Origin of the sequence: Anaerolentibacter hominis, assembly GCF_032380675.1 — a bacterium.
Classification (GTDB): Bacteria; Bacillota; Clostridia; order Lachnospirales; family Lachnospiraceae; genus Anaerolentibacter; species Anaerolentibacter hominis.
This window is the reverse complement of the sequence record NZ_JAWDIX010000003.1, coordinates 16470-41612: the sequence shown is the minus strand read 5'-3', so window position 1 is coordinate 41612 and position 25143 is coordinate 16470. Positions and strand designations below refer to the sequence as shown.

General features: G+C 46.8%; 19 protein-coding genes. 13 read left to right on the top strand and 6 right to left on the bottom strand.

Annotated elements, in window-relative coordinates:
• Positions 1-12: 12 nt before the first annotated feature.
• The gene (locus ABCW47_RS11570; protein ID WP_343210090.1) at positions 13-1137 is read right to left on the bottom strand and encodes a DnaD domain protein; all 1125 of its coding nucleotides are present in this window, start codon (positions 1135-1137) and stop codon (positions 13-15) included.
• A 418-nt stretch (positions 1138-1555) separates the two neighbouring features.
• Positions 1556-2938: a UDP-N-acetylmuramate--L-alanine ligase gene (gene murC / locus ABCW47_RS11565; protein ID WP_343210089.1), complete on the bottom strand. Its 1383-nt coding sequence runs from the start codon at positions 2936-2938 to the stop codon at positions 1556-1558.
• A gap of 289 nt (positions 2939-3227) precedes the next feature.
• Between murC and ABCW47_RS11560 the strand changes: the two genes are divergently transcribed.
• The 3 genes from ABCW47_RS11560 to spoVG all read left to right on the top strand — a co-directional run bounded on the left by ABCW47_RS11560 (position 3228) and on the right by spoVG (position 6023).
• Positions 3228-4499 (top strand): glucose-1-phosphate adenylyltransferase, encoded by a 1272-nt coding sequence (locus tag ABCW47_RS11560; RefSeq protein WP_343210088.1) that lies wholly within the window; start codon positions 3228-3230, stop codon positions 4497-4499.
• Position 4500: 1 nt separating this feature from the next.
• Complete coding sequence (gene glgD, locus ABCW47_RS11555; protein WP_343210087.1) at positions 4501-5619, top strand: glucose-1-phosphate adenylyltransferase subunit GlgD; 1119 nt, start codon at positions 4501-4503, stop codon at positions 5617-5619.
• Positions 5620-5723: 104 nt separating this feature from the next.
• Positions 5724-6023 carry a septation regulator SpoVG gene (gene spoVG, locus ABCW47_RS11550; RefSeq protein ID WP_343210086.1) on the top strand — a complete coding sequence of 100 codons (300 nt, stop codon included), beginning with the start codon at positions 5724-5726 and terminating at the stop codon, positions 6021-6023.
• Between the two features lie 91 nt (positions 6024-6114).
• Here the strand turns inward: spoVG and ABCW47_RS11545 are convergent, their stop codons facing one another.
• Positions 6115-7107, bottom strand: coding sequence for a 3'-5' exonuclease (locus ABCW47_RS11545; RefSeq protein ID WP_343210085.1), 993 nt, complete (start codon positions 7105-7107; stop codon positions 6115-6117).
• A gap of 527 nt (positions 7108-7634) precedes the next feature.
• On the opposite strand from ABCW47_RS11545, the gene ABCW47_RS11540 reads away from it, so the two are divergent.
• The 3 genes from ABCW47_RS11540 (at position 7635) to ABCW47_RS11530 (ending at position 11235) form a co-directional block, all read left to right on the top strand.
• Complete coding sequence (locus ABCW47_RS11540) at positions 7635-10106, top strand: glycogen/starch/alpha-glucan phosphorylase (RefSeq protein WP_343210084.1); 2472 nt, start codon at positions 7635-7637, stop codon at positions 10104-10106.
• Positions 10107-10192: 86 nt separating this feature from the next.
• Positions 10193-10561, top strand: a complete 369-nt coding sequence (locus ABCW47_RS11535) for a CidA/LrgA family protein (RefSeq protein WP_343210083.1) — start codon at positions 10193-10195, stop codon at positions 10559-10561.
• Positions 10561-11235, top strand: coding sequence for an LrgB family protein (locus tag ABCW47_RS11530; RefSeq protein ID WP_343210243.1), 675 nt, complete (start codon positions 10561-10563; stop codon positions 11233-11235). The genes ABCW47_RS11535 and ABCW47_RS11530 overlap by 1 nt, the downstream gene beginning before the upstream one ends.
• A 136-nt stretch (positions 11236-11371) precedes the next feature.
• Here the strand turns inward: ABCW47_RS11530 and ABCW47_RS11525 are convergent, their stop codons facing one another.
• From ABCW47_RS11525 to ABCW47_RS11515, 3 genes are all read right to left on the bottom strand, one after another.
• Positions 11372-11932, bottom strand: a complete 561-nt coding sequence (locus ABCW47_RS11525; protein ID WP_343210082.1) for a YdeI/OmpD-associated family protein — start codon at positions 11930-11932, stop codon at positions 11372-11374.
• Between the two features lie 101 nt (positions 11933-12033).
• On the bottom strand, positions 12034-12951 hold the full coding sequence (locus ABCW47_RS11520; RefSeq protein WP_343210081.1) for an AEC family transporter: 918 nt from the start codon (positions 12949-12951) through the stop codon (positions 12034-12036).
• An 87-nt stretch (positions 12952-13038) separates the two neighbouring features.
• Positions 13039-14952 carry a S8 family peptidase gene (locus tag ABCW47_RS11515; protein WP_343210080.1) on the bottom strand — a complete coding sequence of 638 codons (1914 nt, stop codon included), beginning with the start codon at positions 14950-14952 and terminating at the stop codon, positions 13039-13041.
• A gap of 270 nt (positions 14953-15222) precedes the next feature.
• Between ABCW47_RS11515 and ABCW47_RS11510 the strand changes: the two genes are divergently transcribed.
• The 7 genes from ABCW47_RS11510 (at position 15223) to lepB (ending at position 25117) form a co-directional block, all read left to right on the top strand.
• On the top strand, positions 15223-15732 hold the full coding sequence (locus tag ABCW47_RS11510; protein WP_343210079.1) for an STM3941 family protein: 510 nt from the start codon (positions 15223-15225) through the stop codon (positions 15730-15732).
• Positions 15733-15800: 68 nt separating this feature from the next.
• Entirely contained in the window at positions 15801-17582 is a 1782-nt protein-coding gene (locus ABCW47_RS11505; RefSeq protein ID WP_343210078.1) for an alpha amylase C-terminal domain-containing protein, read from the top strand.
• 165 nt (positions 17583-17747) lie between these two features.
• Positions 17748-20336 carry an ATP-dependent chaperone ClpB gene (clpB, locus tag ABCW47_RS11500; RefSeq protein WP_343210077.1) on the top strand — a complete coding sequence of 863 codons (2589 nt, stop codon included), beginning with the start codon at positions 17748-17750 and terminating at the stop codon, positions 20334-20336.
• Between the two features lie 121 nt (positions 20337-20457).
• Complete coding sequence (locus ABCW47_RS11495) at positions 20458-21936, top strand: ASKHA domain-containing protein (RefSeq protein WP_343210076.1); 1479 nt, start codon at positions 20458-20460, stop codon at positions 21934-21936.
• A gap of 96 nt (positions 21937-22032) precedes the next feature.
• Positions 22033-23625: a DEAD/DEAH box helicase gene (locus ABCW47_RS11490; protein WP_343210075.1), complete on the top strand. Its 1593-nt coding sequence runs from the start codon at positions 22033-22035 to the stop codon at positions 23623-23625.
• A gap of 278 nt (positions 23626-23903) precedes the next feature.
• Entirely contained in the window at positions 23904-24536 is a 633-nt protein-coding gene (locus tag ABCW47_RS11485) for a hypothetical protein (RefSeq protein WP_343210074.1), read from the top strand.
• On the top strand, positions 24533-25117 hold the full coding sequence (gene lepB / locus ABCW47_RS11480) for a signal peptidase I (RefSeq protein WP_343210073.1): 585 nt from the start codon (positions 24533-24535) through the stop codon (positions 25115-25117). Before ABCW47_RS11485 ends, lepB begins: the two co-directional genes overlap by 4 nt.
• The last annotated feature ends 26 nt before the right edge of the window (positions 25118-25143 follow it).

The window sequence follows — 25143 nt, the reverse complement described above, 5'->3', positions numbered from 1 at the left end:
GTGGCTTGCCTCCTAGTCTTTCTGAAGCAGCCGCTTTTCCATCTCGGCCAGCTCCTCTGCGGAATAATTACGCTGCGGGAAATTAAGAAATTTGTTTTTGGATGCATGGGCCGTCCCCTTGGCGGGAGATGACGTTACGTTTCGCTCAGCCTTCCGGGCCATATAAGAATCATCCAGCACCTTCACATCCTTGAGGGTACGCACCTTATTTTTATGCCAGCCGGACAGAATGGAATCGGCATAGGAAAAATCCGGTTTCTGTATCCTCATCAGGGTACGGCTGCACGCCTCATTGACGATAGAATCAGAAAATCCATACTCACGAAACCATTTTTTTATGTACTGTCTCTCGATCTGACCTGGAGTACGGTTCAGGCCGAAGGCCTTATTCACCACCTGGAAACCGTGATCATAAAGCGCTACCTCCGCCTTAGCCGCTTCTATAGTATCCACCTTGTCCTCTTTCCAGCCAAGAGCAACTTTTTCAATATAAGAGGGATTCTTTTTATTCTTTGTCACGCAGTAGGCATACAGATAGTCTATCAGATCATGGGAAAAGTTAAGATCCTCCAGCAGAAATGTCAGCAGCTGGGTATCGGTTGCCGTCAGAGGCCGTTCCAGATACATAGCAACAATATCCATCAGATCTCTGGTCTCCTCATTATCCGGCAGTGCCTTCATGCTGGCTGCAGTAAAGGTGGCGGCGATTTCCCTTGCCGCCGGCGTTTCAGATGCCGCCTGCTTTACCGGCGCGCTGGGCAGTTGGTTTACAGGTTCAGAAGCCGGGACGGGCTGCTCACGCCGGGCCAGACGGTCCGGATCTTCTACGATGATAGACGTGATATGGCCGGAGCCATCCCGGGTCACGGTCAGAAGACGCTGTTTTTCCCAGTAACAGATTGCATGATTGATATCCGCCTCCGTATCTCCCAGACGACCTGCCAGATAAGAAAGAGAGAAACACTTGCCCTGAGCATCTGTGCCGCAGCTCATCAGGCAGCGGAGAAGATAGAGATATATCTTTACATAGGCGCCGCTGGCCGCCGGCATATAATTGTCAATAAAAGCGCAGGAAACCTCTATTTTAGAAGTATCCTGAGCCTGCGTCAAAATAAATTGCTCCGATTCCGTCGTCATATTCAAACCCCATTTATGTACCTGGACCGCCGGATGCACCCGGAAAAACCTGTTTTATTCCTTGTCAAAACAGTGCAGATGGCCGTCCAAAAGCGAAAAAGAGAGAATGAAAATGAGGAAAACAGGTTCACTTTCATTCTTAATGGTTACTCTTTTTCTTATGTTTTTGATCTTATAATCCTGTGAATTAGTATAACATACATTTCTTTAATTGAAAATAGGACTCCAATCCCCAACAGCTTCTAAAAACTGGGTGTGGATAATGTGGATAGTACAATGGCGAAATCTGTCAGATTGTGGCGAAAGCCTTTAAAAGGGTTAATAAAATTCAAATTATTCTATAATTGTAGATTCATAAAAAATATCCACAATCAAATCATCGACAAAATGTTGATAAGATTGTGGATAATGTGGATAACTACATTCCGAGAAGCGCTTCTCCAATGTTTACAACGTCTCCCGCACCCATAGTTATCAACAGGTCGCCCTGTGTACAATTTTCTAATAAAAAATTTTCTATTTCATCAAAGGATGGAAAATACCATACATTTTTCCCTGCTGTTTCCAGTTCCCTTTTCAGATCCCTGGAGGAGATATCTCCGGGGTTTTTCTCTCTTGCTGCGTAGATATCTGCCAGAATCACATTATCTGCCAGTGAAAGTGCGTCAACAAAATCCTGAAACAGAGCCTTGGTACGGGAATAAGTATGGGGCTGGAATACACACCATACCCGGTTGAAGTCCATATTGGAAACAGCGGATAAAGTTGCCTTTATTTCCGTTGGATGGTGGGCGTAGTCATCAATAACGGTTACCCCTCCGATTTCCCCTTTATATTCAAAACGCCGGTCTGTACCTGTAAAAGAAGTCAGGCCGTTTTGGATGATGTCCAGGGGAAGCCCCAGATGCAGCGCAAGCGCGATGGCAGGAAGGGAATTGGATACATTATGTATCCCTACTACATTCAAATTGATTCTTCCCAGCAGGCTGCCATGCCGGATAAGGTCATAGGAAGCCCGGCCCAGCCGGTCAAAAGTGATATTGTCCGCGGAATAATCGTATTCTCCGTCTCCCAGACCGTAGGTAATAACCTTACAGGAAAGATCGGAATAGAAATACCCGGCATCCGGGATTTCCCCATTTATAATAAGAAGTCCGTCGTCAGGAAGAAGGTCCGCAAATGTTTTAAAAGAATGGCGGATATCCTCTATATCCTTGAAGAAATCCAGATGATCGGCCTCCACATTGAGGATGATGCTCATGCGGGGACGAAAGTGCAGGAAGCTATTGGTATATTCACAGGCTTCCGTGAGGAAATATTCGGACTTACCGATGCGCAGATTGCCATCTATGGCTTTTAACATTCCTCCGACTGAGATGGTCGGGTCCAGATCGGCTGCGAGAAGGATATGGGCAATCATGGAGGTTGTGGTAGTCTTGCCGTGAGTTCCGGAGACAGCAATGGATTTCTCGTAGTTTTCCATCACCTGTCCAACCATTTCCGCTCTGCCCAGCATGGGAAGACCTGCTGCCTTAGCAGCTGCAAATTCCGGATTATCCGGATGAATTGCCGCGGTATAAACAACAAAATCTATATTTTCAGTAATATTTGAGGCACGTTGTCCGTATAATATAGAGATGCCCTGTGATGCCATTTCTTCCGTGAGCGGCGTTTTTTTACCGTCGGACCCGCTTACGGTGAATCCTTCGGAGTGAAGAAGCATGGCAAAGCAGCTCATGCTGATTCCGCCGATTCCAATAAAATGTGCATGGACAGGGTGCTCAAAGTCAATTTTATACATAATTATCCTACCTTTTTGGAAAATAAAGTCTGTCTTATATGCCCGTAACGGGCACTCTTATGTAAACATTCTATTCTACATTATAACCGAAAGCGATAAAAAAACAACGTATTTTCTAACCCGGACTTTACAAGGGGTCGAATTGTATGAAAAAAGAAAAGTTATTTGTGCATGTTGTATAATTTCTTGACGTATAGAGAAAAAAATTAGTGATAAAGTTCAAAAAAGCATATACTTTTTCAGATTAAGATGGTATAATAGGCTCATATAAGAGACAAGGAGTGATCATATGATTAAAAAAGAGATGATTGCCATGCTTCTTGCCGGAGGACAAGGCTCGCGGCTTGGAACATTGACAGCAAAAATTGCCAAGCCAGCAGTTGCATTCGGAGGAAAATACCGTATCATTGATTTCCCCTTAAGTAACTGTATAAACTCGGGTGTCGATACAGTTGGTGTATTGACTCAGTACCAGCCATTGAGATTAAATACCCATATCGGAATAGGAATTCCGTGGGATCTGGACCGTAATGTGGGGGGTGTTTCGATTCTTCCTCCATATGAGAGGACCGACAACAGTGAGTGGTATACGGGAACGGCTAACGCGATTTACCAGAACATGGAATATATGGAATATTATAATCCAGAGTACGTACTTATCTTAGGTGGTGACCACATTTATAAGATGGACTACCAGCTTATGCTGGACTTCCACAAGGCAAATAATGCGGACATCACATTGGCTACCATTCCGGTTCCGATGGATGAGGCCAGCCGGTTCGGTGTTGTGATTACGGACGACGAAAAGCGGATATTGGAATTTGAGGAGAAGCCGCCGAAGCCCAGAAGTAATCTGGCGTCTATGGGTATCTACATATTTAAATGGTCCATCCTGAAGGAAGTGCTGATTACCTTGAAGGACCAGCCGGGATGTGACTTTGGCAAGCATGTTATCCCTTACTGTCACGAAAGAGGGGACAGGGTTTTTGCCTATGAGTACAACGGATACTGGAAGGATGTGGGAACTCTTGCATCTTACTGGGAAGCCAATATGGAACTGATTGATCTGGTTCCTGTATTTAATCTGTATGAGGAATACTGGAAAATATATACGAAGACTGAGGCACTGCCGCCCCAGTACATTGCTCCGACCGCATCGGTGAAGGGAACCATTGTGGGTGACGGCTGTGAGATTGCAGGCGAGGTATATGATTCTGTCATTGGCTCCGGTGTGGAGATCGGAGAGGGCGCTGTAATCCGTGATTCTATTATTATGAATTATGCGAAGATCGGTGCCGGCGCGAAGATCTATAAGGGTATTATATCGGAGAATGTGGAGATTGGTGACAATGTAGAGATGGGTATCGGTGACAGCACTCCGAATGTTCTGCGGCCGGATATTTATAATAATGATCTGGTTACAGTCGGTGAGCGGTCCATCATCCCTTCTGACGTTATAATCGGTAAGAATACCGTGATTTCCGGTGAGACGACCCTGGAAGATTATCCGGGCAAAATGCTGGAAAGCGGAGCCGCATTGATGAAAGAAGGTGACAGATAATATGAGAGCATTAGGTGTAATTTTAGCTGGAGGAACCAGTACCAAGATGGGAGAACTGGCAACGAGGAGAGCGACAGCAGCCATGCCGGTAGCCGGCGGCTACCGTGCGATTGATTTTGCACTCAGCAGTATGTCTAATTCTCATGTAAATAAAGTTGCCGTATTTACCCAGTTCAATGCAAGATCACTGAATGAGCATCTGAACTCATCCAAATGGTGGGATTTCGGTAGAAAGCAGGGCGGTCTTTTCGTTATGAACCCGACGATTACAACCCAGAACAGCAACTGGTATCGGGGTACGTCGGATGCGATGATGCAGAACATCGGTTTTCTGAAGAAAAGCCATGAACCCTACGTGATTATTGCTTCCGGCGACGGAATTTATAAGCTGGATTACAATAAGGTACTGGAGTACCATATTGAGAAGAAGGCGGATATTACGATCGTAACCAAGGATCTTCCCAACTGGGAGGATGCAAGCCGTTTCGGAGTGGTTAAGACCGATGATGACGGCCGTATTGTATCCTTTGAAGAGAAGCCGGTTGTGGCACAGACGAACCTGATTTCCACCGGTATTTATGTCATCCGAAGAAGGCTGCTGATTCAGCTTCTGGAGGAGACCACCAGCGAGGGGCGGTATGATTTCGTTCAGGATATCCTGGTGCGTTACCGCAGCGTGAAGCGGATTTATTCCTATCCGATGGCAACCTACTGGAGCAATGTTGGAACTGTAGACGCGTACTATCAGACGAATATGGACTTTTTGAAGAAGGACGTCAGGGACTATTTCTTTAAGGAGTATCCGAATGTATATTCAAAGGCGGATGATTTGCCTCCTGCCAAGTTCAATCATGGAGCGAAAGTGGAAAACAGCTTGGTTGCCACAGGATGTATTGTAAATGGAGAAGTTTATAACTCTGTTCTCTTCAAGAAGGTTTATGTGGGCAATAACTGTATTATACGGAATTCAATTATTATGGATGATGTTTATATAGGAGATAACACCTGGATTGAAAACTGTATTATAGAAAGCAGGGATACACTTCGCAGCAACTCCGCTTACCGCGGTGAAAACGGAATCCGGGTTGTGCTGGAAAAGAACGAAAGATATGTTTTATAAAAACTATTGTATCCGGCAGTGTGTCTGATGTCATAGAAGCACTTCCCGATCAGGGGCAATGCGGATGAGGGGTTTTATGAATGTAGCGAGGAGGATGTAATTCTATGCAGATTACAGATGTGAGAGTACGAAAGGTAAATAAAGAGGGCAAGATGAAAGCGGTAGTATCCATTACTCTGGATAATGAATTTGTCGTTCATGATATCAGAGTAATTGAAGGGGAAAAGGGATTATTTATCGCGATGCCCAGCAGAAAGACCAGCGATGGCGAATACAGAGACATTACACATCCCATCAATTCCGAGACTAGAAACCGTATTCAGGCGATTATACTGGAGAAATACCAGGAGGCCTGTGACGAAGTGGAAGAAGAGATAGTGGAAGCCGCTTATGCCGCTGTGTAAATAAATGAAGTGAAAGAATAAGGGTGCTGCAAAGCTGATAAAACTTTGCGGCACCTTCTTTGTTTTATATAAGGCTTGCATTTAAAGCAGCTTATTTTTTCCTGGCCTGTCTGGCCTGTTCCTTTTTCTGCTTTAATTTTTCATTCTTCTTGTTCAGAAGCATATCGTACCGGTCTCTCAGCGCCTGTGCTTCCTTCTCCGTGACAAGCCGGGTGGTCTTGATCACAAAATAGTTACCCTGAGGTGTTCTTTTAACATGGGCTTTTCCCTCAAAAAGTCCATGTTTTTTGCAGCAGGCCAGACTGTAGTAATTTTTCGTGTTGGTACCAAACCAGCGGATCAGTTTCCCGCAGCGCATATTACAGATCGGACAGTACAACGAGTAAACCCGTCTTGTTTTCAGCGCATCCTCTCTTTTGTGAAATTCCCTGGAAATAAACTGAGTATAATTATCAAATACCAGATTGATCTCTTCCGCCCGGGTCTTTGGATGGCGGTAATAGTCCACAGAATAGTTGCGGTGGACCAGGGATAAATCCATATTCTGAAAGACAGAAGCTGTGTATCTGGCATCTTCCAGCGCACTGTGGAAGGGGGCGTTTTTGGGAAGCCCCATATAATCGGTGGCATATTCCAGCGACTTCGGCATAGGATCTTCCATTATAATGGAGAAAATATGCTGCAGATCATAGTAGAGAATCGGCTTGGTAAACGCATCCTGGATCTGGTAATAGGCCAGGTTGCGCTGCAGCTCTGTCAGATCCATGGAGCCCCAGGTGCAGAATCGGTAACCGGTACCGCACCAGGAAAAGAAGCGGCGTATTACAACATCAAAGGGATCGGCCCTCGTGAGATCAGACAGATGCAGATGGAGCATTTCTTTTATTTTATAGTGCAGGTCCTCGAAGACCTGAGGTTTGACATATTCGGAAAATTCGGATGTCACTTCCAACCGGGAATTCAGCTTAACTGCTCCGATCTCAATAATCTCAAACGGAAAATCAGATTTGCTTTTTCCTGCACCTTCTGGATGACCGGTCCATTCCAGATCCAGAACGATATAATTTGTTTCTAATTCGGGCATGGATTTTCACCTCAAAATATTTTCACTCTATTTACAATTATTATAACATACCCTATAATACAAGAGAAGTCAGCATAATAATAATCATCATGTATTCAGACATCACGGTGCCTGATTTCTTGTCTGCGCGAGCCTGGTAAGCCTGCGGCAGACATGGGCTTTTTGCTTATTCAGAAAGCTCTGTCGGATAAATATTTCATACCTATCGTTCCCCATATTTCATGAATTAACATAAAAAAGCAGGAACTGATTTCGTCAGAGGATGTTCCGGATATGACTGGTAAATGTTCCCTGCGGCAGACAGCGCTGCCTGCGGGTTCCTTTTTATTCGAACTACCATGCGGACAGGCGCCTGAATGGCAGAGATTTTTGCACCGGTATCATAAACCGGCAATGTTTGGAGAACAGTAATACAAAAAGGATGCGGGAAGCTTGAACGTTTCTGTCAAACTACTGATTCATGCAGGATCGCGGGCAATGCTGCGATATGCAGGGGTATAAGGATATTATTTAGTGAGGAGAACAATATGTTAAACAAATTTGATCAGATTAATAAGGATGACTTCAAACAGGATATTTCTAATTATATGAAAGTCCTGTACCGGAAGTCAATTGATGAGGCCAGCCCCCAGCAGATGTACCAGGCTGTATCCTATGCAGTGAAGGATATTATTGTGGATCACTGGATGGCTACACATAAGGAATATGAACGGGAAGACGTGAAGAAGGTTTACTACCTGTCCATGGAGTTTCTGATGGGCCGTGCCCTTGGAAATATTATCATTAACTTAAAGGCCAGCGAACCGATCCGTCAGGCGCTGGATGAACTTGGTCTGAACCTGGAGGAAATTGAAGACCAGGAGCCGGACCCGGCGCTGGGCAACGGAGGTCTGGGAAGACTGGCTGCCTGTTTTCTGGATTCTCTTTCCACATTAGGCTACCCGGCTTATGGATGTGGTATCCGCTATAAATATGGAATGTTCAAACAGAAAATAGTGGATGGGTTTCAGGTGGAGGCGCCGGATAACTGGCTTAAGGACGGTTATCCGTTCGAGATAAAGAGATCTGAATATGCCGAAGAAGTGAAGTTCGGCGGCTATATCCGTATGATGAAGGACGAGAACGGCAGGGAGAAATTTGTTCAGGAGAATTATCAGTGTGTTCTGGCAATTCCCTATGATCTTCCGATTGTGGGATATGGTAATAATGTGGTAAATACTCTGCGTATCTGGGACGCAGAAGCAGTTGATACCTTTAATCTGGACTCCTTTGACAAGGGAGATTATCACAAAGCGGTGGAACAGGAAAATCTTGCAAGGACGATCTGTGAGGTGCTTTACCCCAATGATAATCACTACGCGGGAAAGGAACTGCGTCTGAAACAGCAGTATTTCTTTGTATCTGCCAGCGTGCAGCTTGCGGTTCAGAAATATATGGAAAACCATGATGATATTCATGGCCTTCATGAAAAGGTCTGTTTCCAGATGAATGATACCCATCCATCAGTTACCGTGGCAGAACTGATGCGTATTTTGATGGATGATTACAACCTGGGCTGGGAAGATGCCTGGAATATTACGACGAAAACCTGTGCGTATACCAACCATACGATCATGTCTGAGGCACTGGAGAAATGGCCGCTGGAGCTGTTTTCCAGGCTGCTGCCCCGTATTTATCAGATCGTGGAGGAGATCAACCGGCGTTTCCTGATTGATGTGCGCCGCCAGTTCCCGGGCGATCAGAAGAGGGTTGAACGCATGGCGATCATCTATGACGGCCAGGTCCGTATGGCACATCTGGCTATTGTAGGCAGCTTCTCTGTAAACGGTGTGGCCAGACTGCACACGGAGATATTAAAGAATCAGGAGTTAAAGGACTTTTATGAGATGGCTCCGGATAAATTTAATAATAAGACGAACGGTATTACCCAGAGACGTTTCCTGCTCCACGGCAATCCATTGCTGGCAAACTGGATTACCAACCGGATCGGGGATGACTGGATCACGAATCTTCCGCACATTAAGGAGCTGGAAGTCTATGCCAATGATGAATTAAGCCGCAAGGAATTCATGAATATTAAGTATCAGAATAAGGTTCGGCTGGCCGAGTATATCAAGGAGCATAATGGGATTGAGGTTGACCCCAGATCTATTTTTGACATCCAGGTAAAGAGGCTTCACGAGTATAAACGGCAGCTGTTAAACATCCTGCATGTGATGTACCTTTACAATGAACTGAAGATGAAGCCGGATATGGAGATGTATCCCCGTACCTTTATCTTCGGGGCAAAAGCGTCGGCCGCATATCAGACAGCCAAGTCCGTAATTAAGCTGATTAACAGTGTGGCGGATGTGGTTAATAATGACAGGACCATCAACAATAAAATTAAGGTTGTCTTTATAGAGAATTACCGGGTTTCCAATGCGGAGCTTATTTTTGCAGCGGCGGATGTATCTGAACAGATTTCCACGGCCAGCAAGGAGGCTTCCGGAACCAGCAATATGAAGTTCATGTTAAACGGAGCGATTACACTCGGTACGATGGACGGAGCTAATGTGGAGATCGTGGAAGAAGTCGGCGAAGAGAACGCAGTAATCTTTGGCATGTCGGCGGATGAAGTAATCAACTATGAGAAGAACGGCGGTTACAATCCGAGGGATATTTACAATTCGGATATGGAGATTCGAACCGTTTTGACACAGCTGATCAACGGCCAGTACTCTCCGGAGAATCCGGAACTGTTCCGCAATATTTACAATTCGCTTCTCAATGATAATGGCCATGACAAGGCGGACCGTTATTTCATACTGAAGGATTTCCGTGCTTATGCAGAAGCGCAGAAGAAGATTGAGGCGAAATATCTGGATCAGGAAGGCTGGGCGAGATCTGCTATCCTGAATGTGGCGAATGTGGGTAAATTCAGCTCTGACCGTACCATCGAAGAGTATGCCCATGAAATATGGCATCTGGATAAGGTTCATGTGGACCTGAATAAATAACATTTTATGAGGATGCTGCGGATTTCTTTTCGCAGCATCCGTTTAAGTGAAAGAGATATGGAAGAACAAAGGGGACAAGTGACATCATGATCAGCATATTAAAAATGGGTATCATCTTTCTTATCTGTCTGGTGGGAGAAATTATTTCTTATCTTCTGCCGTTTACCTTTCCAAGCAGTGTCATCAGCATGATACTGTTATTTATTTTGCTTGTAACCGGCGTATTAAAGCCCAGGGTCATCCGGGAAGAAGCAAATTTTCTGCTTCAAAACATGGCATTTTTCTATATTCCTGCCGGTGTGGCCATGATCAAGTATCTGGATATCATCCGGGAGAATATTCTGATTCTTCTGCTGATCTGCCTGGTCAGTATGGTTCTGACTTTTGCGGCAGCGGCCTATACGGTTACGCTGATCATGAAGTTTCAGGAGAAGTGGAGGGCTAAGAGACAGTGATGGAATTAACAGCAAACCCTCTGTTTGGACTGGTAATCAGTATATTTATATTTGAATTCTTTAAAATAGTGCAGAAGAAGACCCGCATGGTGATTTTGAATCCGCTGATTCTGACTATGGCAGCAATTATCGTGATTCTTCTGACCTTTCATATCCCATTGGAAAACTATGATCAGGGCGGAGTGATGCTAAAGCTCTTTATCACGCCAGCTACCTGTGCCCTGGCACTCTCAATTTATAATAATTATGAGATCCTGAAAGAGCATCTTCTCCCCATACTGGGCGGCTGTTTCGTGGGATCGCTGACCGCGGTCTTAAGTTCCTACTTTCTCTGCCGTCTATTCGGCCTCAGTGAGCAGTTAACCATGTCGGTTGTGCCGAAATCAGTTACTACGCCCATCGCGCTGGCCCTGTCCGAAAGCCTGGGAGGTATCGACTCCATCACCCTGGCCTGTGTGACCATTGCGGGAATCGGGGGGTGTATCTTTGCCCCGGCGCTTGTGAAAATCTTTCATATTAAGAACCCGGTTGCGGCAGGGATCGGAATCGGAAGCTGCTCCCACGCTTTGGGGACGACAAAGGCCATTGAGATGGGGGAAGTGGAAGGAGCTATGAGCGGAATTGCTATCGGTATTTCCGGTATTATGACCGTGTTGATTGTGCTGCTGCTCTAAAGGCTGAGAAAATATTGAATATATAAATAGCAAAACGGAATGAGATATCGTCTCATTCCGTTTCTTTATCGTACCCTATAAAATTTGGGGTGTCAAAACAGCACTTTTGCTACCCTAAATGTATGAATAAATGGAATCACATCGGTTTCAGGTTTTTATTCAGACGTTCAACCATCCACGACAGACGCTTTGCACGGCCCGCATCTGTCTTTGCATCCAGATACGCCCGGGTATATGTCTTGCGGACGGAGGGAGACATGGCAAGAAAATTGCTGTATGCGGGTTCGTATTCCTTTAATACAGCAGACAATGCAGCAATCTGTTCCTCGGTAATTGCCGGTGACTTCGGGGCGTCCCATTGGCCGTTTTTACGGGCCTCCTGGATTTTATTTCTCCCATAATCAGTCATCATCCCCTGCTTTTCCAATTTTTCAACGAGCGCTTTATTCTTCTCGGACCATTTACTGTTGTCTCTGCGCAGCGAAAAATACTTTTTGTAGGTTTTATCATCAATACGCTGCATCTGACCGTCAATCCAGCCAAAACAAAGGGCCTCTTCCAGAGCTTCCGCCGCTTTTAACGTATCGGGGCCGCCCGGCTTGCCGAATAACAGCCAGACACCATCACTTGACAGACAATTATCACACAGCCAATTCCTGAATTGTTCCCGGCTGGAAAAAACCATTGGTTCATTCATCCGTTATTCTCCTTTATCGTTCTTTTTCCTGGACGTAGGTAAAACCTTCGACTTTTCGTTTATCCTGGAATTCTTCCTTTTTCATTCTTCCATCTTCCTTATCATATGATCATCATTGCTCCCACCAGACAGAGCATGCTTAAGGGAATGGACAGAGAAAGCATGAAACTGGAGAGAGCTCCGTCCCCTTTGCAGTATTCCGTATAAACGGGGGAAAGGGACGACATCGGCGCAAAAATAACCAATACCAGTACCTGCCTGATAAGCAGGGGAAAAGGCAGACAGAAATAAAATACGGCCGCTGCGGCCCCGGCGAAGACATAGCGGAGAGCCAGCAGGCTAAAAGCAGATTTAAAATAGTTTTTCTCCCACTTTATATCAAACATCAGGCCGATGGAAAACATAGCCAGAAAGCCGTTGGCGGAACCGATGGCGGTAGCTGTGGATGTAACGACAGCGGGCAGAGAGATATGTACCGCACGGATCAGGATCATGATTAAGGCACTCATGAACGGTGCGGAATGCAATAGCTTTCTGACCAGGTCCTTTAGAACATCACTGATTTTCTGTCTGGATTTTAGAAGAGAGGACACCAGACAAAGATTCGCACCGGTACACATGATACTGTTTCCGAAGTCGAATAGCATACAGGCGACCACTGCCGCCGGAGTATTTAAGAACGCCTGCACAAAGGGAAGTGAAAACCCTCCGATATTGTAGCCGGAGAGATTGAGCATATAAAGCGCTTTTTTCTCTGTATTCTTTCGCTTTGTAAGTAAATAGCCCGCACCAATCAAAATCAGGTTGCAGAGTATGGCGAAGCCGATCAATATAAGAAGGGACGGAGTTAAAGTCAGCGAGGCAAAGCTATTAATCACAACGGCCGGAATCGTAACATTTACCATGAGCCGAAAGAGGACCTTATAGTCCTCTTTCTTTAAGAAACCAATCCGTTTTAGAAAGTATGCCAGAAATATTGTAAACACATAGGAAAATGCCTTCGTCAGAATCTCACTCATTTTTATACCTCTGCATATCGCAGGCCAGCCTGTGATATTGCACCAATTAGTAGTTTGAACGTTCTTTTCAGATCTTGATTCCTCCGCTTATTTAACCTTAACTGTACAGGTGGCTTTCAGTCCATTGGACGTCTTGACCGTAATAACGGCTGTCCCTTTCTTCTTGCCGGTGACCTTACCGGTTTTGCTTACCGAGGCTACAGCGGGTTTGGAACTGGTAAAGCTTAAAGCCCTGCCGCTTTTACCGCCGGTAAAATAGACCTTTAAGGTAAAAGATTTCCCCTTCTTCAATGTATAGGAGGAATAGTCCAGGTCAATGGCGGTTGGAGCATCTATCTTGGCGGTCACGACCTTCACGGTTCCATTCCCGTCGAAATCTTCCGCATAAATGGTATATTTACCGGAGACGGAAACCTGAAAAGATCCCTTGCCGTTTTCATTCAGAGATACGGATTTTCCCTTCTCCGTATTTTTGAAATAAGAAATGTCCTTTGAACCTTTCACGTAGCGTATTTCATTTATTGCATCATGATTATCGGTCACAGTAACTGTAATTTTCTGCTTATAGGAATCTTTGACGCCGGTTACCTTGGCAGATATCTCCGGGGCAGTGGTGTCAGGAGCGAATGCACTCTGGTCATAGGCAGACATTACACTATACATGCTTACCATGCCGCCCGTTGCAACCATTCCTTTTAATTCAGGCATTACCCGTGTATTGTCCAGCAGCAGTTCACCCACCTGCAAAGGGGTAATGCCGTCATAATAAGAGTAAGCCAGCGCCGCCACGCCGGTAACAAAGGGGGCAGCCATGGAAGTCCCGGACATATAGTCATAGCGGTTCCCTGCCACTGTACTATAAATATACGTTCCGGGAGCCGCCAGATCCACCGACTTTTTGCCAAAGTTGGAAGAATACAGAAGATTTCCGTCAAACTGCAGGTTGGCAACAGCTATGATATTGGGCATAGTGAAGGCTGAGGGATAGTTGGGCGTATAATCTGTATCAATACCTTCGTTTCCGGCAGCCGCGATAAACAACATATCGGAGTTTTTCATCGTCTGTTCCAGCAGAGAATCGTATTTATAAGTACCAAAGCTCATATTGCAGATTACTGCGCCGTTCTTTTCTGCATATTTGATGGCTTTTATGATACCATCTGTGGTACCGCTGTCATCCGTATCCAGCACCTTCAGGGACATCAGCTTCAAATTTGACTGGGATGCTATCCCGGCGATTCCCATATTGTTGTTGGTCGTTGCGCCGATGATGCCCGCACAGTGGGTCGCATGATCATTGGCCGATGACGCAGGTGCGGAAAGGGGTTTGTTTTTTACAAAGTCCCAGCCGTATATATCGTCGATATATCCATTTTTATCGGTATCTTTTCCGTTGCTTGTTTCATTTTTATTTTTCCAGATCTGTCCCTTCAGATCTTCATGAGTATAATCAAATTCGGAATCAATAATGGCAACGACGGTTTCCCTGCCGCCCGCAGGCAGTAAATCCAGGGTCTCCGGAAAAGCGATATCAATACCTTTGATGGATTTTATTATCGTAGTAGAACGATCCCAGACCGTCAGCCGGAGAGACTGGGTACCCGCATTCGTAAGCCCCCACTGCTTGGAATAATAAGGATCGTTTACCCCGTAGGCAGTGTATATATAATTAGGCTGAATCGCCTTAATCTCATTATTCTGAATCATTTCCGTCAATGCCGCCTCCGGGTCGGCTGCATCTTCCAGTGAGAGCAGGTAAATATCTTCTGTTACCGGCTGAGCTTCAATGTCGGAGCCGGTCAGGGCCAGGCGGTCCTGATCCTGGCCCAGAGTGACCAGTACCTCGTTCTCTGTCTGAATTTCTTCTGCGGGGAGCTCGGCAGCTTCGCCTGTATAAAGAGGAAGAAAGGGGACACTCAGGCAAAATACCAGGCTGAGCGTAAGAAGTCTCTTCCAATAAATTTTGTATCTATTTGAACGTGTTATCTTATTTGCTTCCAAACGTAAACCTCCTTGATGTCTTAACATTGTCAGTTGCAAATTAGGGATAAAGAAAGCTTATGTGGATTAGTATAGCACAATTAAACAAAGTTTGGTATAATATCCGTAAATGCAGGGCCAAAAGAAACGAAGGGTTTGAGATGGCCTGGCAGGTCCGTGCTCAGACACAAGAGTGACGGAAAACCGGCTGTTTATGCGGCAGGAAGCCGGTGGAAGGGGTACCCGCAGGGAGAAGATTTATAAGACTAGCCAGGAGGATACGAGCTTTAAATGGAAGATATTGTAATCAGGGAACAGCATTCTAAGGTAGTTAAGACAATCGTAATGGGTTTTATGATGATGGCTGCAAGTGTGGGGATTTTACTTGTGGGTCTGAATGAACAGGTGATCATTTATACGCTGATCGGAATTCTGGGCGCCGTATTTTTTGGTGTTTGTTTTGTCATCTGGATTATCCGCGCAGGCCGTCCGAAACCACTGCTGATTATCAAAGCAGATGGAATAGTGGATTCATCTTCCGCCGTATCGGCAGGTTTTCTTCCTTTTGACCAGATCGAACGATTCAGTATTATCGCATCTATGGGTCAGAAGTTTATTGGCGTGCATATGAAAGATTCCGCCGGGTATCTGGAACAGCTTGTTTCGACCAGAAGAAAAGCGGCAGAATCCAATATTAAGCTGGGATTTCCGCCTGTGTGCATACGGATGGATACACTGGACGGCTGGACGCTGGAGGAAGTGTATCAGATATTGAAGGAACGGCTGGAGAAGAGACAGTAGAAATTGAAGTATTTGGGCCTGTTCCCGTTTTGAAAGAAACTCAAAACGGGAAAGGCAGGGGTATAAATATGATAGAAGAATTTGAAAAAGGCCGTTTTTATACGGCCTATGAATATTTTGGGGGACATGAAGTGCCTGGAGGAAATGGCACGGAATATGTCTTTCGCGTTTATGCGCCGGGGGCGGTCAGGGTAGAGCTGATCAGCGAGAGCAATGGCTGGGACGGACGTGGGTTTGAAATGAAGCCTGTGGGTAAGAACGGGATTTTTGAACTGTACTGTGCAGGAGTGGAGCCCGGATCTATGTACAAGTATAAGCTGTTCGGGCAGGATGGAAGGCAGGAGGATCATGCGGACCCGTTCGGCTTTGCCTGTGAACCGGCGCCGGGAACTGCCTCCGTTTTTCACATATTTCAGGATGATGTCTGGTCGGATAATGCGTGGATGACAGCCAGAAACAACGGGGCGAATGCCCCGGTTAATATTTATGAGATGCATTTGGGCTCCTGGAGGCGCGGAAGGAACGGGGAAGCCTATTCTTACAGGGAACTGGCGGAGATTCTCATACCATATCTCTTAGAATATGGATTTACTCATGTAGAATTTATGCCGCTGACGGAATACCGGGACGAGGACAGCAAGGGCTATGCCCCTACGGATTTCTTTGCGCCGGCATCCAGATACGGAAAACCGGAGGAATTGATGTTCTTGATAAACCGGTGCCATGAGAACGGGATCGGTGTTCTGATGGATTTGGTTTTAGACGAGTTTGGGGTCAGACCGGATGGGCTTGCCCATTTTGGGGACAGCCTGGTCTATGAGAAGGAAGAGGGATCTGACAAATTGAAATTTGATCTGTCTAAAACTTTTGTGCAGAGCTTCTTAAAATCGGCGGCCCATTTCTGGCTCGGTAGATATCATGTGGACGGGCTTCACTTCATTCATGGAGACCAGATACAGCGTACCGGAGAAGGAAGCAGTTTTCTAAGGGAACTGGCGGGACGGCTGCACGAAGACTTCCCCGGAATTATGCTGATCGGAGAAGGAAAGGACGGAAACGAGGAACAGACAGGGACGGAAAGTCCGGCTGTGTACGATTACATATGGGATACGGATTGGCGGGAAGAGGTCCTGGACTATTTTTCCATGGCGCCCTGGGACCGGCAGGAGAGGCAGTCGGTACTCACAAGGTATGGCAGGCCGGCAGAGGGTATGTATTCTATTCTTCCTGTTTCCCATGAAGGGGCGGCGCGGGGCGGCCATATGGTAGTGAATAATCTCTGGGGAACCTATGAGGAAAAGTACGCGCAGGCCAGAGCTCTGTATTCCTATTTATATACGTTTCCGGGCAAGAAACTGAATTTTATGGGAAATGAGACAGCTCAGTTCAGGGAATGGGATGTAGCCAAAGAACTGGACTGGATGGTTCTTCTGGAGGAAGAGCACAAGGAGTTTGCCTGGTTCTTCCGGAAGCTGGCAGGTATCTATAGAGATCATCCTGCTCTTTATGCACAGGAGGGCTGTAGGGAAAGTTTTACCGTTCTTTCTTCCACGGAGGAAAACAGTAACCGCATTGCCTTTGAGAGAAAAGGAGGCGGCGAAGAACTTCTGGTTGTTCTGAATCTGGAGGGGGAGGACTGTGAGGAATGGAAACTGGGCTATCCGGATATGGCAGTGATAAAGGAGATATTTAACAGCGATCTGCCGGAATTCGGGGGAGACGGGCTTGTCAATCCTGGAGAGATCCGGGCTATGAAAAAAGCAGTCGGCGGATTTCCATATCATTTTATTCTGAAAAGTCCGGCGTATAGCTGCTGTATATTCCGTGTGGAGCGGGAAAAAATAGAATAGATCAGGGATACGGGCCGTGCGGGATACCTGCATGGCCCATGATTTTGTTATTTCTATGGTAGTTATAAGGCATAAAAAATAATACTTGACAAGATTGATATATGTGTTATAGTTGTAATAGAACAAACAATGTAATGAAAAGAAACTCTGATAAGGAGGTATCCTATGAATATAAATAAGTTTACGCAAAAATCTGTGCAGGCGGTGCAAAACTGTGAAAAAACAGCCTATGACTATGGACATCAGGAGATTGATCAGGAACATTTACTCTACTGCCTGTTGACACTGGAAGACAGCTTGATATATAAACTGATTCAAAAAATGAACGGCAATGCGGACGGCCTGCTGGCCGATACAGAAAAATTGCTTGCCGCACGGCCAAAGGTATCCGGCGGTCAGCTGCACATCAGCAATGATTTGAATAAGGTGTTGATTTATGCGGAGGATGAGGCAAAGCGGATGGGCGATGAATATGTCTCCGTGGAGCACCTGTTTCTCAGCATGCTGAGTCAGCCGGGCCGTGATATAAAGCAGCTGTTCCGGAATCATGGAATTACCAGGGAAGCATTTTTGCAGGCTCTTTCCACTGTCCGGGGCGGCCAGAAAGTTACCTCTGATAATCCTGAGGCAACTTATGACACGCTGGAGAAATACGGGTATGACCTGGTGGAGCGTGCCAAAGATCAGAAACTTGATCCGGTTATCGGCCGGGATGCGGAGATTCGTAATATTATCCGTATCCTCTCCAGAAAGACCAAGAATAATCCGGTGCTGATCGGTGAGCCCGGCGTGGGTAAGACCGCCGTAGTGGAAGGGCTGGCCCAGCGTATTGTGCGGGGCGACGTACCCGAGATGTTAAAGGATAAGAAGGTCTTTGCCCTGGATATGGGGGCACTGGTAGCGGGAGCCAAGTACCGCGGTGAATTTGAAGAGCGTTTGAAGGCAGTTCTGGAGGAAGTGAAGAAGAGTGAAGGCCAGATCATTCTCTTTATCGACGAGCTGCACACCATTGTGGGGGCGGGCAAGACGGAAGGCGCTATGGACGCCGGAAATATGTTAAAGCCGATGCTGGCCCGGGGCGAGCTCCACTGTATTGGTGCCACGACGCTGAATGAATACCGCATGTATATCGAGAAGGATGCAGCGCTGGAGCGTCGGTTCCAGCCGGTGATGGTGGATGAACCCACGGTGGAAGATACAATTTCCATATTAAGAGGGCTCAAGGAACGGTATGAAGTGTTCCATGGTGTTAAGATCACCGACGGTGCCTTAGTCTGTGCTGCAGTTCTTTCCGACCGGTATATTTCCGACCGGTTCCTGCCGGATAAGGCAATTGATCTGGTGGATGAGGGATGCGCTCTGATTAAGACAGAACTGGATTCTCTTCCCACCGAATTAGATGACGTACAGAGAAAGATTATGCAGCTGGAAATCGAGGAAGCTGCTCTGAAAAAAGAAGAAGACCGCCTGAGCAAAGACCGTCTGGAGATTCTTCAGAAAGAGCTGGCGGAGTTAAAGGAACAGTTTGCCGGTGAAAAGGCAAAATGGGACAATGAAAAGGCTTCAGTAGAGAAGGTGCAGAAGCTGAGAGAAGAGCTGGAGCAGATCCGCAAGGATATCCAGGCTGCCCAGCAGAAGTATGACCTGGAAAAGGCGGCGGAGTTACAGTACGGTAAGTTGCCGGCTGTCTCCAAAGAACTGGAACAGGAAGAAGAGCGGATCAAAGCGGAAGGCAGAGACCTGGTTCATGAAAGTGTAACGGAGGAAGAAATTGCAAAGATCGTATCCCGCTGGACGGGTATCCCGGTTGCCAAGCTGACAGAAAGTGAGCGGGCCAAGACGCTTCATCTGGATAAAGAGCTTCACAAGAGGGTGATTGGCCAGGATGAAGGCGTGACCAAGGTGTCCGAAGCTATTTTACGATCCAAGGCCGGTATTAAGGACCCCACCAAGCCCATCGGTTCCTTCCTGTTCTTAGGGCCTACCGGGGTTGGTAAGACAGAGCTTGCCAAGGCGCTTGCACAGAGCCTGTTTGACAATGAACAGAATATGGTTCGGATAGATATGAGTGAATATATGGAGAAATACTCCGTATCACGGCTGATCGGAGCACCTCCGGGATATGTGGGATATGAGGAAGGCGGCCAGCTGACGGAAGCTGTGAGAAGAAAACCATATTCTGTCGTGCTGTTTGATGAAATAGAAAAAGCGCATCCGGATGTATTTAATGTCCTGCTCCAGGTGCTGGACGATGGACGTATCACGGATTCCCAGGGCCGCACCGTGGATTTTAAAAATACCATTCTGATTATGACCTCCAACATTGGGTCCTCGTATCTGCTGGAACAGATTGAAGAAAATGGAGATATCAGCGAGGAATGTGAGAACCTGGTTATGAACGACCTGAGAAATCATTTCAGACCTGAATTCTTGAACCGTTTGGATGAGATTATTCTCTTTAAGCCGCTGACCAGGGAGAATATTTCCAAAATTCTGGATCTGCAGATTGCGGATTTGAATAAACGGCTTGCGGATCGGGAATTGAGCGTTTCCCTGACGGAGCGGGCAAAAGAATATATTGCGGAAAATGCGTATGATCCGATGTACGGCGCAAGGCCTCTGAAGAGATATCTGCAGAAAAATGTAGAGACTTTATCGGCACGCTTGATCCTGGAAGGTAATGCAGGGGCGGGGAGCACAATCCTGATCGATGTTAAGGATAACCGTCTGGATGCGGAGATCAAGGAACAATAAATTCATTGACAAAGTGTTGATATGCCCCTATACTGTTAAGGTAAAGATTCTGAAATAGCACTCGATACGAGTGCTATTTCTTTGTTAACAAATAAAGGCGTTTGTTTTGGAGTGGAAGCCTATGCTGATAATAGGAAACGGGAAGGTGACACGTCTGACCGGAAAACCGGGGATGAGCCTGCTCAGCCAGCTCAGAGAGGCGGGAATTTCCATTGCTGCCGACTGCGGCGGAAATGGAACCTGCGGGAAATGCAGAGTTACCGTGAGCGGCAAAGGCGAAGTATTGGCTTGTGCCTATTTTCCGGAAGGGAATGAAACCATTCTTCTGCCGGCTTCCGGAGAGGAACAGATGAAGATTCTGACCTCTGTGCCGATTTCAGGGGAGTTCTGTGCGGATGAAACCCGTGAAGACTTTCTTGCGGCAGTGGATTTGGGGACTACCACGGTGGCGCTGGAACTGCTGGGCATTAAGACAGGCAAGATCTACGCGTCTCATGCCTTTGTGAATCCCCAGAGGGCCTATGGGGCAGATGTCATCTCCAGAATACGGGCTGCCTGTGAAGGAAAGGCGGAGCGGTTAAAAGATCTGATCCGCAGAGAACTAAGACAGGGGCTTAACAAACTGGCAGCAGATACCGGTATAAATCCGGAACGGATTATAAAGGTTGCGGTTGCAGGGAATACTGTGATGGAGCATATCTTTTTGGGACTTTCCTGCGATGGGCTGGGACAGTATCCCTTCACACCGGTGACCCTTAACGAGTGCAATCTGGAAGAGGATGAGGTCCGCCGGGATTTTGGCCTGACGGCAGAGATGGTCACTCTTCCCGGATTTTCGGCCTTTGTTGGGGGCGATATTGCGGCGGGTTTATTGACCTGCGGATTTCTGGATAGCGAAAAACCTTCTTTGTTTCTGGATCTGGGGACAAATGGAGAGATGGCGCTGGGAGATAGGAACACCCTTCTTCTGACTTCAGCCGCCGCAGGCCCGGCTTTTGAGGGCGGGAATATCAGTTGCGGGACCGGAAGCATACCAGGAGCAATCTGTGGGGTGGATATCAAAGATGGCATAGCGGTTTGTGCTACCATTGGAGATAAAACTGCCTGCGGACTTTGCGGAACCGGCCTTGTAGAGGCGGTTTCGGAACTGAGGAAAAACAGAATCTTAGATGAAACAGGACTTCTCAAATCCGAGTATTTTGATATGGGGTATCCACTGGCCCGGGGACCGGGAGGCGGCATACGGCTGCTTCAGCAGGATATACGGGAATTTCAGATGGCTAAGGCCGCTGTGAGAGCCGGGATGGAAGTGCTGTTAAAAAAATATGGCTGTAAATGGGATGATCTGGGTCATATTTATGTTGCGGGAGGCTTCGGCTTCTATTTGAATATGGAAAAGGCGGCAGGAACCGGTCTGTTTCCGGAGGAAGCAGTATCAAAGATCCGGGTAATGGGTAACAGTGCGTTGACTGGGGCTGCCCTGTATGGATGTAAGGATTTGAAGGAGAGAATTGATAAAAAGAAGCGAATTGCCAAAGAAGTTGTGCTGGCGAATGAAAATGATTTTCAGACTCTGTATTTGGAATCCATGTATCTGTAGGGAGAAAATGGCGGATGCCGATTTTTCCATGTAGATTGGTACCGCGGCGGGATGGCGCAGGCTGTCAGCTGACGGTGAGAAAGGTTTAAGGAGAACATGAGCAGAGTTTTTGAAGAAGAAACACAAATTGACAGCAGGATTGTAAGAGCAGTAGAGGATATGGGATTTGAAACGATGAGTCCCATCCAGGAGAAAGCGATACCGGTTATGCTGACCGGACAGGATATGATCGGCCAGGCACAGACAGGGACCGGAAAGACGGCGGCATTTGGTATTCCGCTTTTACAGAAGGTGGATGAGAGTGACCGCTGTGTGCAAGAGATCGTCCTGTGCCCCACCAGGGAGCTGGCGATGCAGGTGGCGGACGAGATCCGCAGACTGGCCAAATTCATGAACGGGATTAAAGTACTCCCGATTTACGGAGGCCAGGATATTGTAAGACAGATCCACGCGCTAAAGGGCGGTGTGCAGATTATTATCGGTACGCCGGGACGGGTGATGGATCATATGAGAAGAAGAACCCTGCGGATGGATCATGTACACACCATCGTGCTGGATGAAGCGGATGAGATGCTGAACATGGGATTCCGGGAGGATATTGAGACAATTCTGAAAGACATGCCGGAAGAACATCAGACTGTTTTATTTTCAGCTACTATGCCGAAGCCGATTCTGGACATTGCCAGAACTTATCAGAAAAATGCGGAAGTGATCCGGGTGGTAAAACAGGAATTAACCGTTCCTGTGATTGAGCAGTATTATTATGAAGTAAAACAGAGAAATAAAGTAGCTGTTCTGGCCAGACTTCTGGATGTGCATCAGCCGAAGCTCTCCCTTGTCTTCTGCAATACGAAGAAACAGGTGGATGATCTGACGGAAAGCCTGAAAGAAATGGGCTATAACGCAGAGGGGCTCCACGGAGATTTGAAACAGATGCAGAGAGACCGGGTTATGGACAGTTTCCGTAAGGGCTGGGCTAATATTCTGGTGGCTACCGATGTGGCGGCAAGAGGAATCGACGTAGACGATGTGGAGGCAGTGTTCAATTACGATCTGCCCCAGGATGATGAGTATTATGTACATCGGATCGGGCGGACCGGCCGGGCCGGAAGAAGCGGAAAATCGTTTACCCTCGTTGTGGGAAAGGAAATCCGTAAGCTGCATGATATCGAGCATTACTGCAAGACCAAAATACAGCTGCAGAAGGTTCCGACTCTGGACGATGTCAGAAAGGTAAGGACGCAGAAGATTCTGGTGCAGGCGCAGCAGACCATTCAGGCGGAAGACCTGGAAGCAATCAAGGATACGCTGGATCTTTATCTGAGCGAGATGGAGATCTCTTCCCTTACGCTGGCAGCAGCTCTCATGAAAAATGCGCTGGGAGAGGAAGCCGGTGAGGAGCAGATTCTGGATGCTTCTACGGAACAATACCGAGGGAAAGGCTCCGATAAAGATAAAGTGCGTCTGTTCTTAAATATCGGCAAGAAGAGCCATGTGAAACCTGGCGATATCTTAGGCGCTATTGCCGGCGAGACCGGAATGCCGGGCAGAATGATCGGCAGCATTGATATGTTTGATAAATTCACCTTTGTGGATGTGCCGGAGAAATATGCAAAGTCCATTATTAAAAAAATGAAGAAGGCCAAGATCAAAGGCAAAAAGGTCAATATTGAGATTGCAAAAGCCTGATCCGGGATAAAAAGAATAAGAAGCTGCAATTTTGCGGGGGATAAATAGTTAATCTATTTATCCCCCGTTTTTTGTCGTGTTTTCTTAAAAAGTTGTCGTAAAGTAAGATACTTTACGCAAATGTACCGAAAATCAGGTGAAAAAGCTCCATTTGTTAATGCTTTTTATTATAAATCGATTGGAAACTGGAATAAATAGAACGTTGAGACAGGCATCGGCCAAGGAGAGGGGCAGATGGTTGTCTTAGGCTGTTGTCTGGGAAAGAAGGGAGAGAAGGTATGGAGAAAAAGGAACTGGCGAGGATCACATTCCGGACGGGACTGATGGGCTACCGGAAAGAAGAAGTGATGGACTTTCTGTACGACCTTCTGGAACAGATGGAGGAAGAGAAAAAGGAGCATGAGAGAGAACTGAGGAAGAAAGAGGAAGTGCTTCTATTATATAAGGAAGGAAAAGAAAGCGCGGAGAAGATCTATGAGATGTTCCTGGAACAGATGAAGAGGAATGAAAGCCTGTACGGGGAAACGAGGGAGCTAAAGAAAGAAGCGGAGATGCTGAGGGAGAGAAAGAATGAACTGGAAGCAGAGCTGTCCGGATACCGGGAGAGGGAAGCGGAGCGAAGGACAGGAAGGGAAATGCCTGTATCTGTAGGCCGGGGAATGAGGCTGGAAGAGTTCGAGAGCCGGAGCGGAAGGCTTCTTGGAGAGGTATTTGAAGAAGCCAGGAGGGAAGCGGAAGAAATCCGGAGAGAAGGAAGAGAAGAGGCAGGGCGGATCAAACGGCAGGCGGAGGAAGAGAGAGAGGAACTGAAGAGACTGGTAAGGAGAAGCCGGGAGGAACTGAACCGAAGCGCAGAAGCATACGAGAGGCTGTTGAGTGAGATAGAGGAGAAGGAAAGACAGGTAAGATGAGAGAAAACCGGATAACAAGTGTATCGGTAGAGAGACTGAAAAAGCTGGTAGAAGAAGAGCGAAGAGACCTGTGGAGGAGACACAGAAGAAATCAAATTCTGGGGGCGGCAGCAGCGACGTGTATGGTTGTCTTGTTGATCGTGCTGTTCCGGGAAGTAATCGGGATGCGGATGGTATGGGGAGAATCCATGTATCCATCCTATCAGGCGGGAGATATGATCGTGTACCGCCGTACCAGGGAAAAGATCCGGATAGGAGATGTAGTAGTGATAGAGACCGATGAAGGGGAGCTGCTAAAGAGAATAGCGGGGCTGCCCGGAGATATCGTGGAAATAGAAGAGGGAAGCGGGCGGGTGAGACGGAATGAAATCACCCAGGAGGAACTGTATGCGATAAGAAAAGAGAAGAGCGAGAGCAGTATTGAATACCCATATGAAGTGGGAGAAGGGGAAATCTTTGTGCTGGGGGATAACAGAGAGTATTCGATGGACAGCCGGAATAAGGAGATGGGGAACATCCGGCTGGAACAGGTGAAAGGGAAAGTAATCCTGGTGCTCAGAAAGATAAGAGATAGTAGATAAGAAAAAGAATTAATAACATAGGAGAG

What these genes read in the sequence shown, in the direction of transcription:
- spoVG (WP_343210086.1), top strand. Translation starts at nt 5,724, where the DNA reads ATGCAGATTACAGATGTGAGAGTACGAAAGGTAAATAAAGAGGGCAAG.
- ABCW47_RS11570 (WP_343210090.1), bottom strand. Translation starts at nt 1,137, where the DNA reads ATGACGACGGAATCGGAGCAATTTATTTTGACGCAGGCTCAGGATACT.
- ABCW47_RS11510 (WP_343210079.1), top strand. Translation starts at nt 15,223, where the DNA reads ATGGAAGATATTGTAATCAGGGAACAGCATTCTAAGGTAGTTAAGACA.
- ABCW47_RS11505 (WP_343210078.1), top strand. Translation starts at nt 15,801, where the DNA reads ATGATAGAAGAATTTGAAAAAGGCCGTTTTTATACGGCCTATGAATAT.
- lepB (WP_343210073.1), top strand. Translation starts at nt 24,533, where the DNA reads ATGAGAGAAAACCGGATAACAAGTGTATCGGTAGAGAGACTGAAAAAG.
- ABCW47_RS11540 (WP_343210084.1), top strand. Translation starts at nt 7,635, where the DNA reads ATGTTAAACAAATTTGATCAGATTAATAAGGATGACTTCAAACAGGAT.
- ABCW47_RS11520 (WP_343210081.1), bottom strand. Translation starts at nt 12,951, where the DNA reads ATGAGTGAGATTCTGACGAAGGCATTTTCCTATGTGTTTACAATATTT.
- murC (WP_343210089.1), bottom strand. Translation starts at nt 2,938, where the DNA reads ATGTATAAAATTGACTTTGAGCACCCTGTCCATGCACATTTTATTGGA.
- ABCW47_RS11495 (WP_343210076.1), top strand. Translation starts at nt 20,458, where the DNA reads ATGCTGATAATAGGAAACGGGAAGGTGACACGTCTGACCGGAAAACCG.
- glgD (WP_343210087.1), top strand. Translation starts at nt 4,501, where the DNA reads ATGAGAGCATTAGGTGTAATTTTAGCTGGAGGAACCAGTACCAAGATG.
- ABCW47_RS11560 (WP_343210088.1), top strand. Translation starts at nt 3,228, where the DNA reads ATGATTAAAAAAGAGATGATTGCCATGCTTCTTGCCGGAGGACAAGGC.
- ABCW47_RS11545 (WP_343210085.1), bottom strand. Translation starts at nt 7,107, where the DNA reads ATGCCCGAATTAGAAACAAATTATATCGTTCTGGATCTGGAATGGACC.
- ABCW47_RS11485 (WP_343210074.1), top strand. Translation starts at nt 23,904, where the DNA reads ATGGAGAAAAAGGAACTGGCGAGGATCACATTCCGGACGGGACTGATG.
- ABCW47_RS11530 (WP_343210243.1), top strand. Translation starts at nt 10,561, where the DNA reads ATGGAATTAACAGCAAACCCTCTGTTTGGACTGGTAATCAGTATATTT.
- ABCW47_RS11525 (WP_343210082.1), bottom strand. Translation starts at nt 11,932, where the DNA reads ATGAATGAACCAATGGTTTTTTCCAGCCGGGAACAATTCAGGAATTGG.
- ABCW47_RS11490 (WP_343210075.1), top strand. Translation starts at nt 22,033, where the DNA reads ATGAGCAGAGTTTTTGAAGAAGAAACACAAATTGACAGCAGGATTGTA.
- ABCW47_RS11535 (WP_343210083.1), top strand. Translation starts at nt 10,193, where the DNA reads ATGATCAGCATATTAAAAATGGGTATCATCTTTCTTATCTGTCTGGTG.
- clpB (WP_343210077.1), top strand. Translation starts at nt 17,748, where the DNA reads ATGAATATAAATAAGTTTACGCAAAAATCTGTGCAGGCGGTGCAAAAC.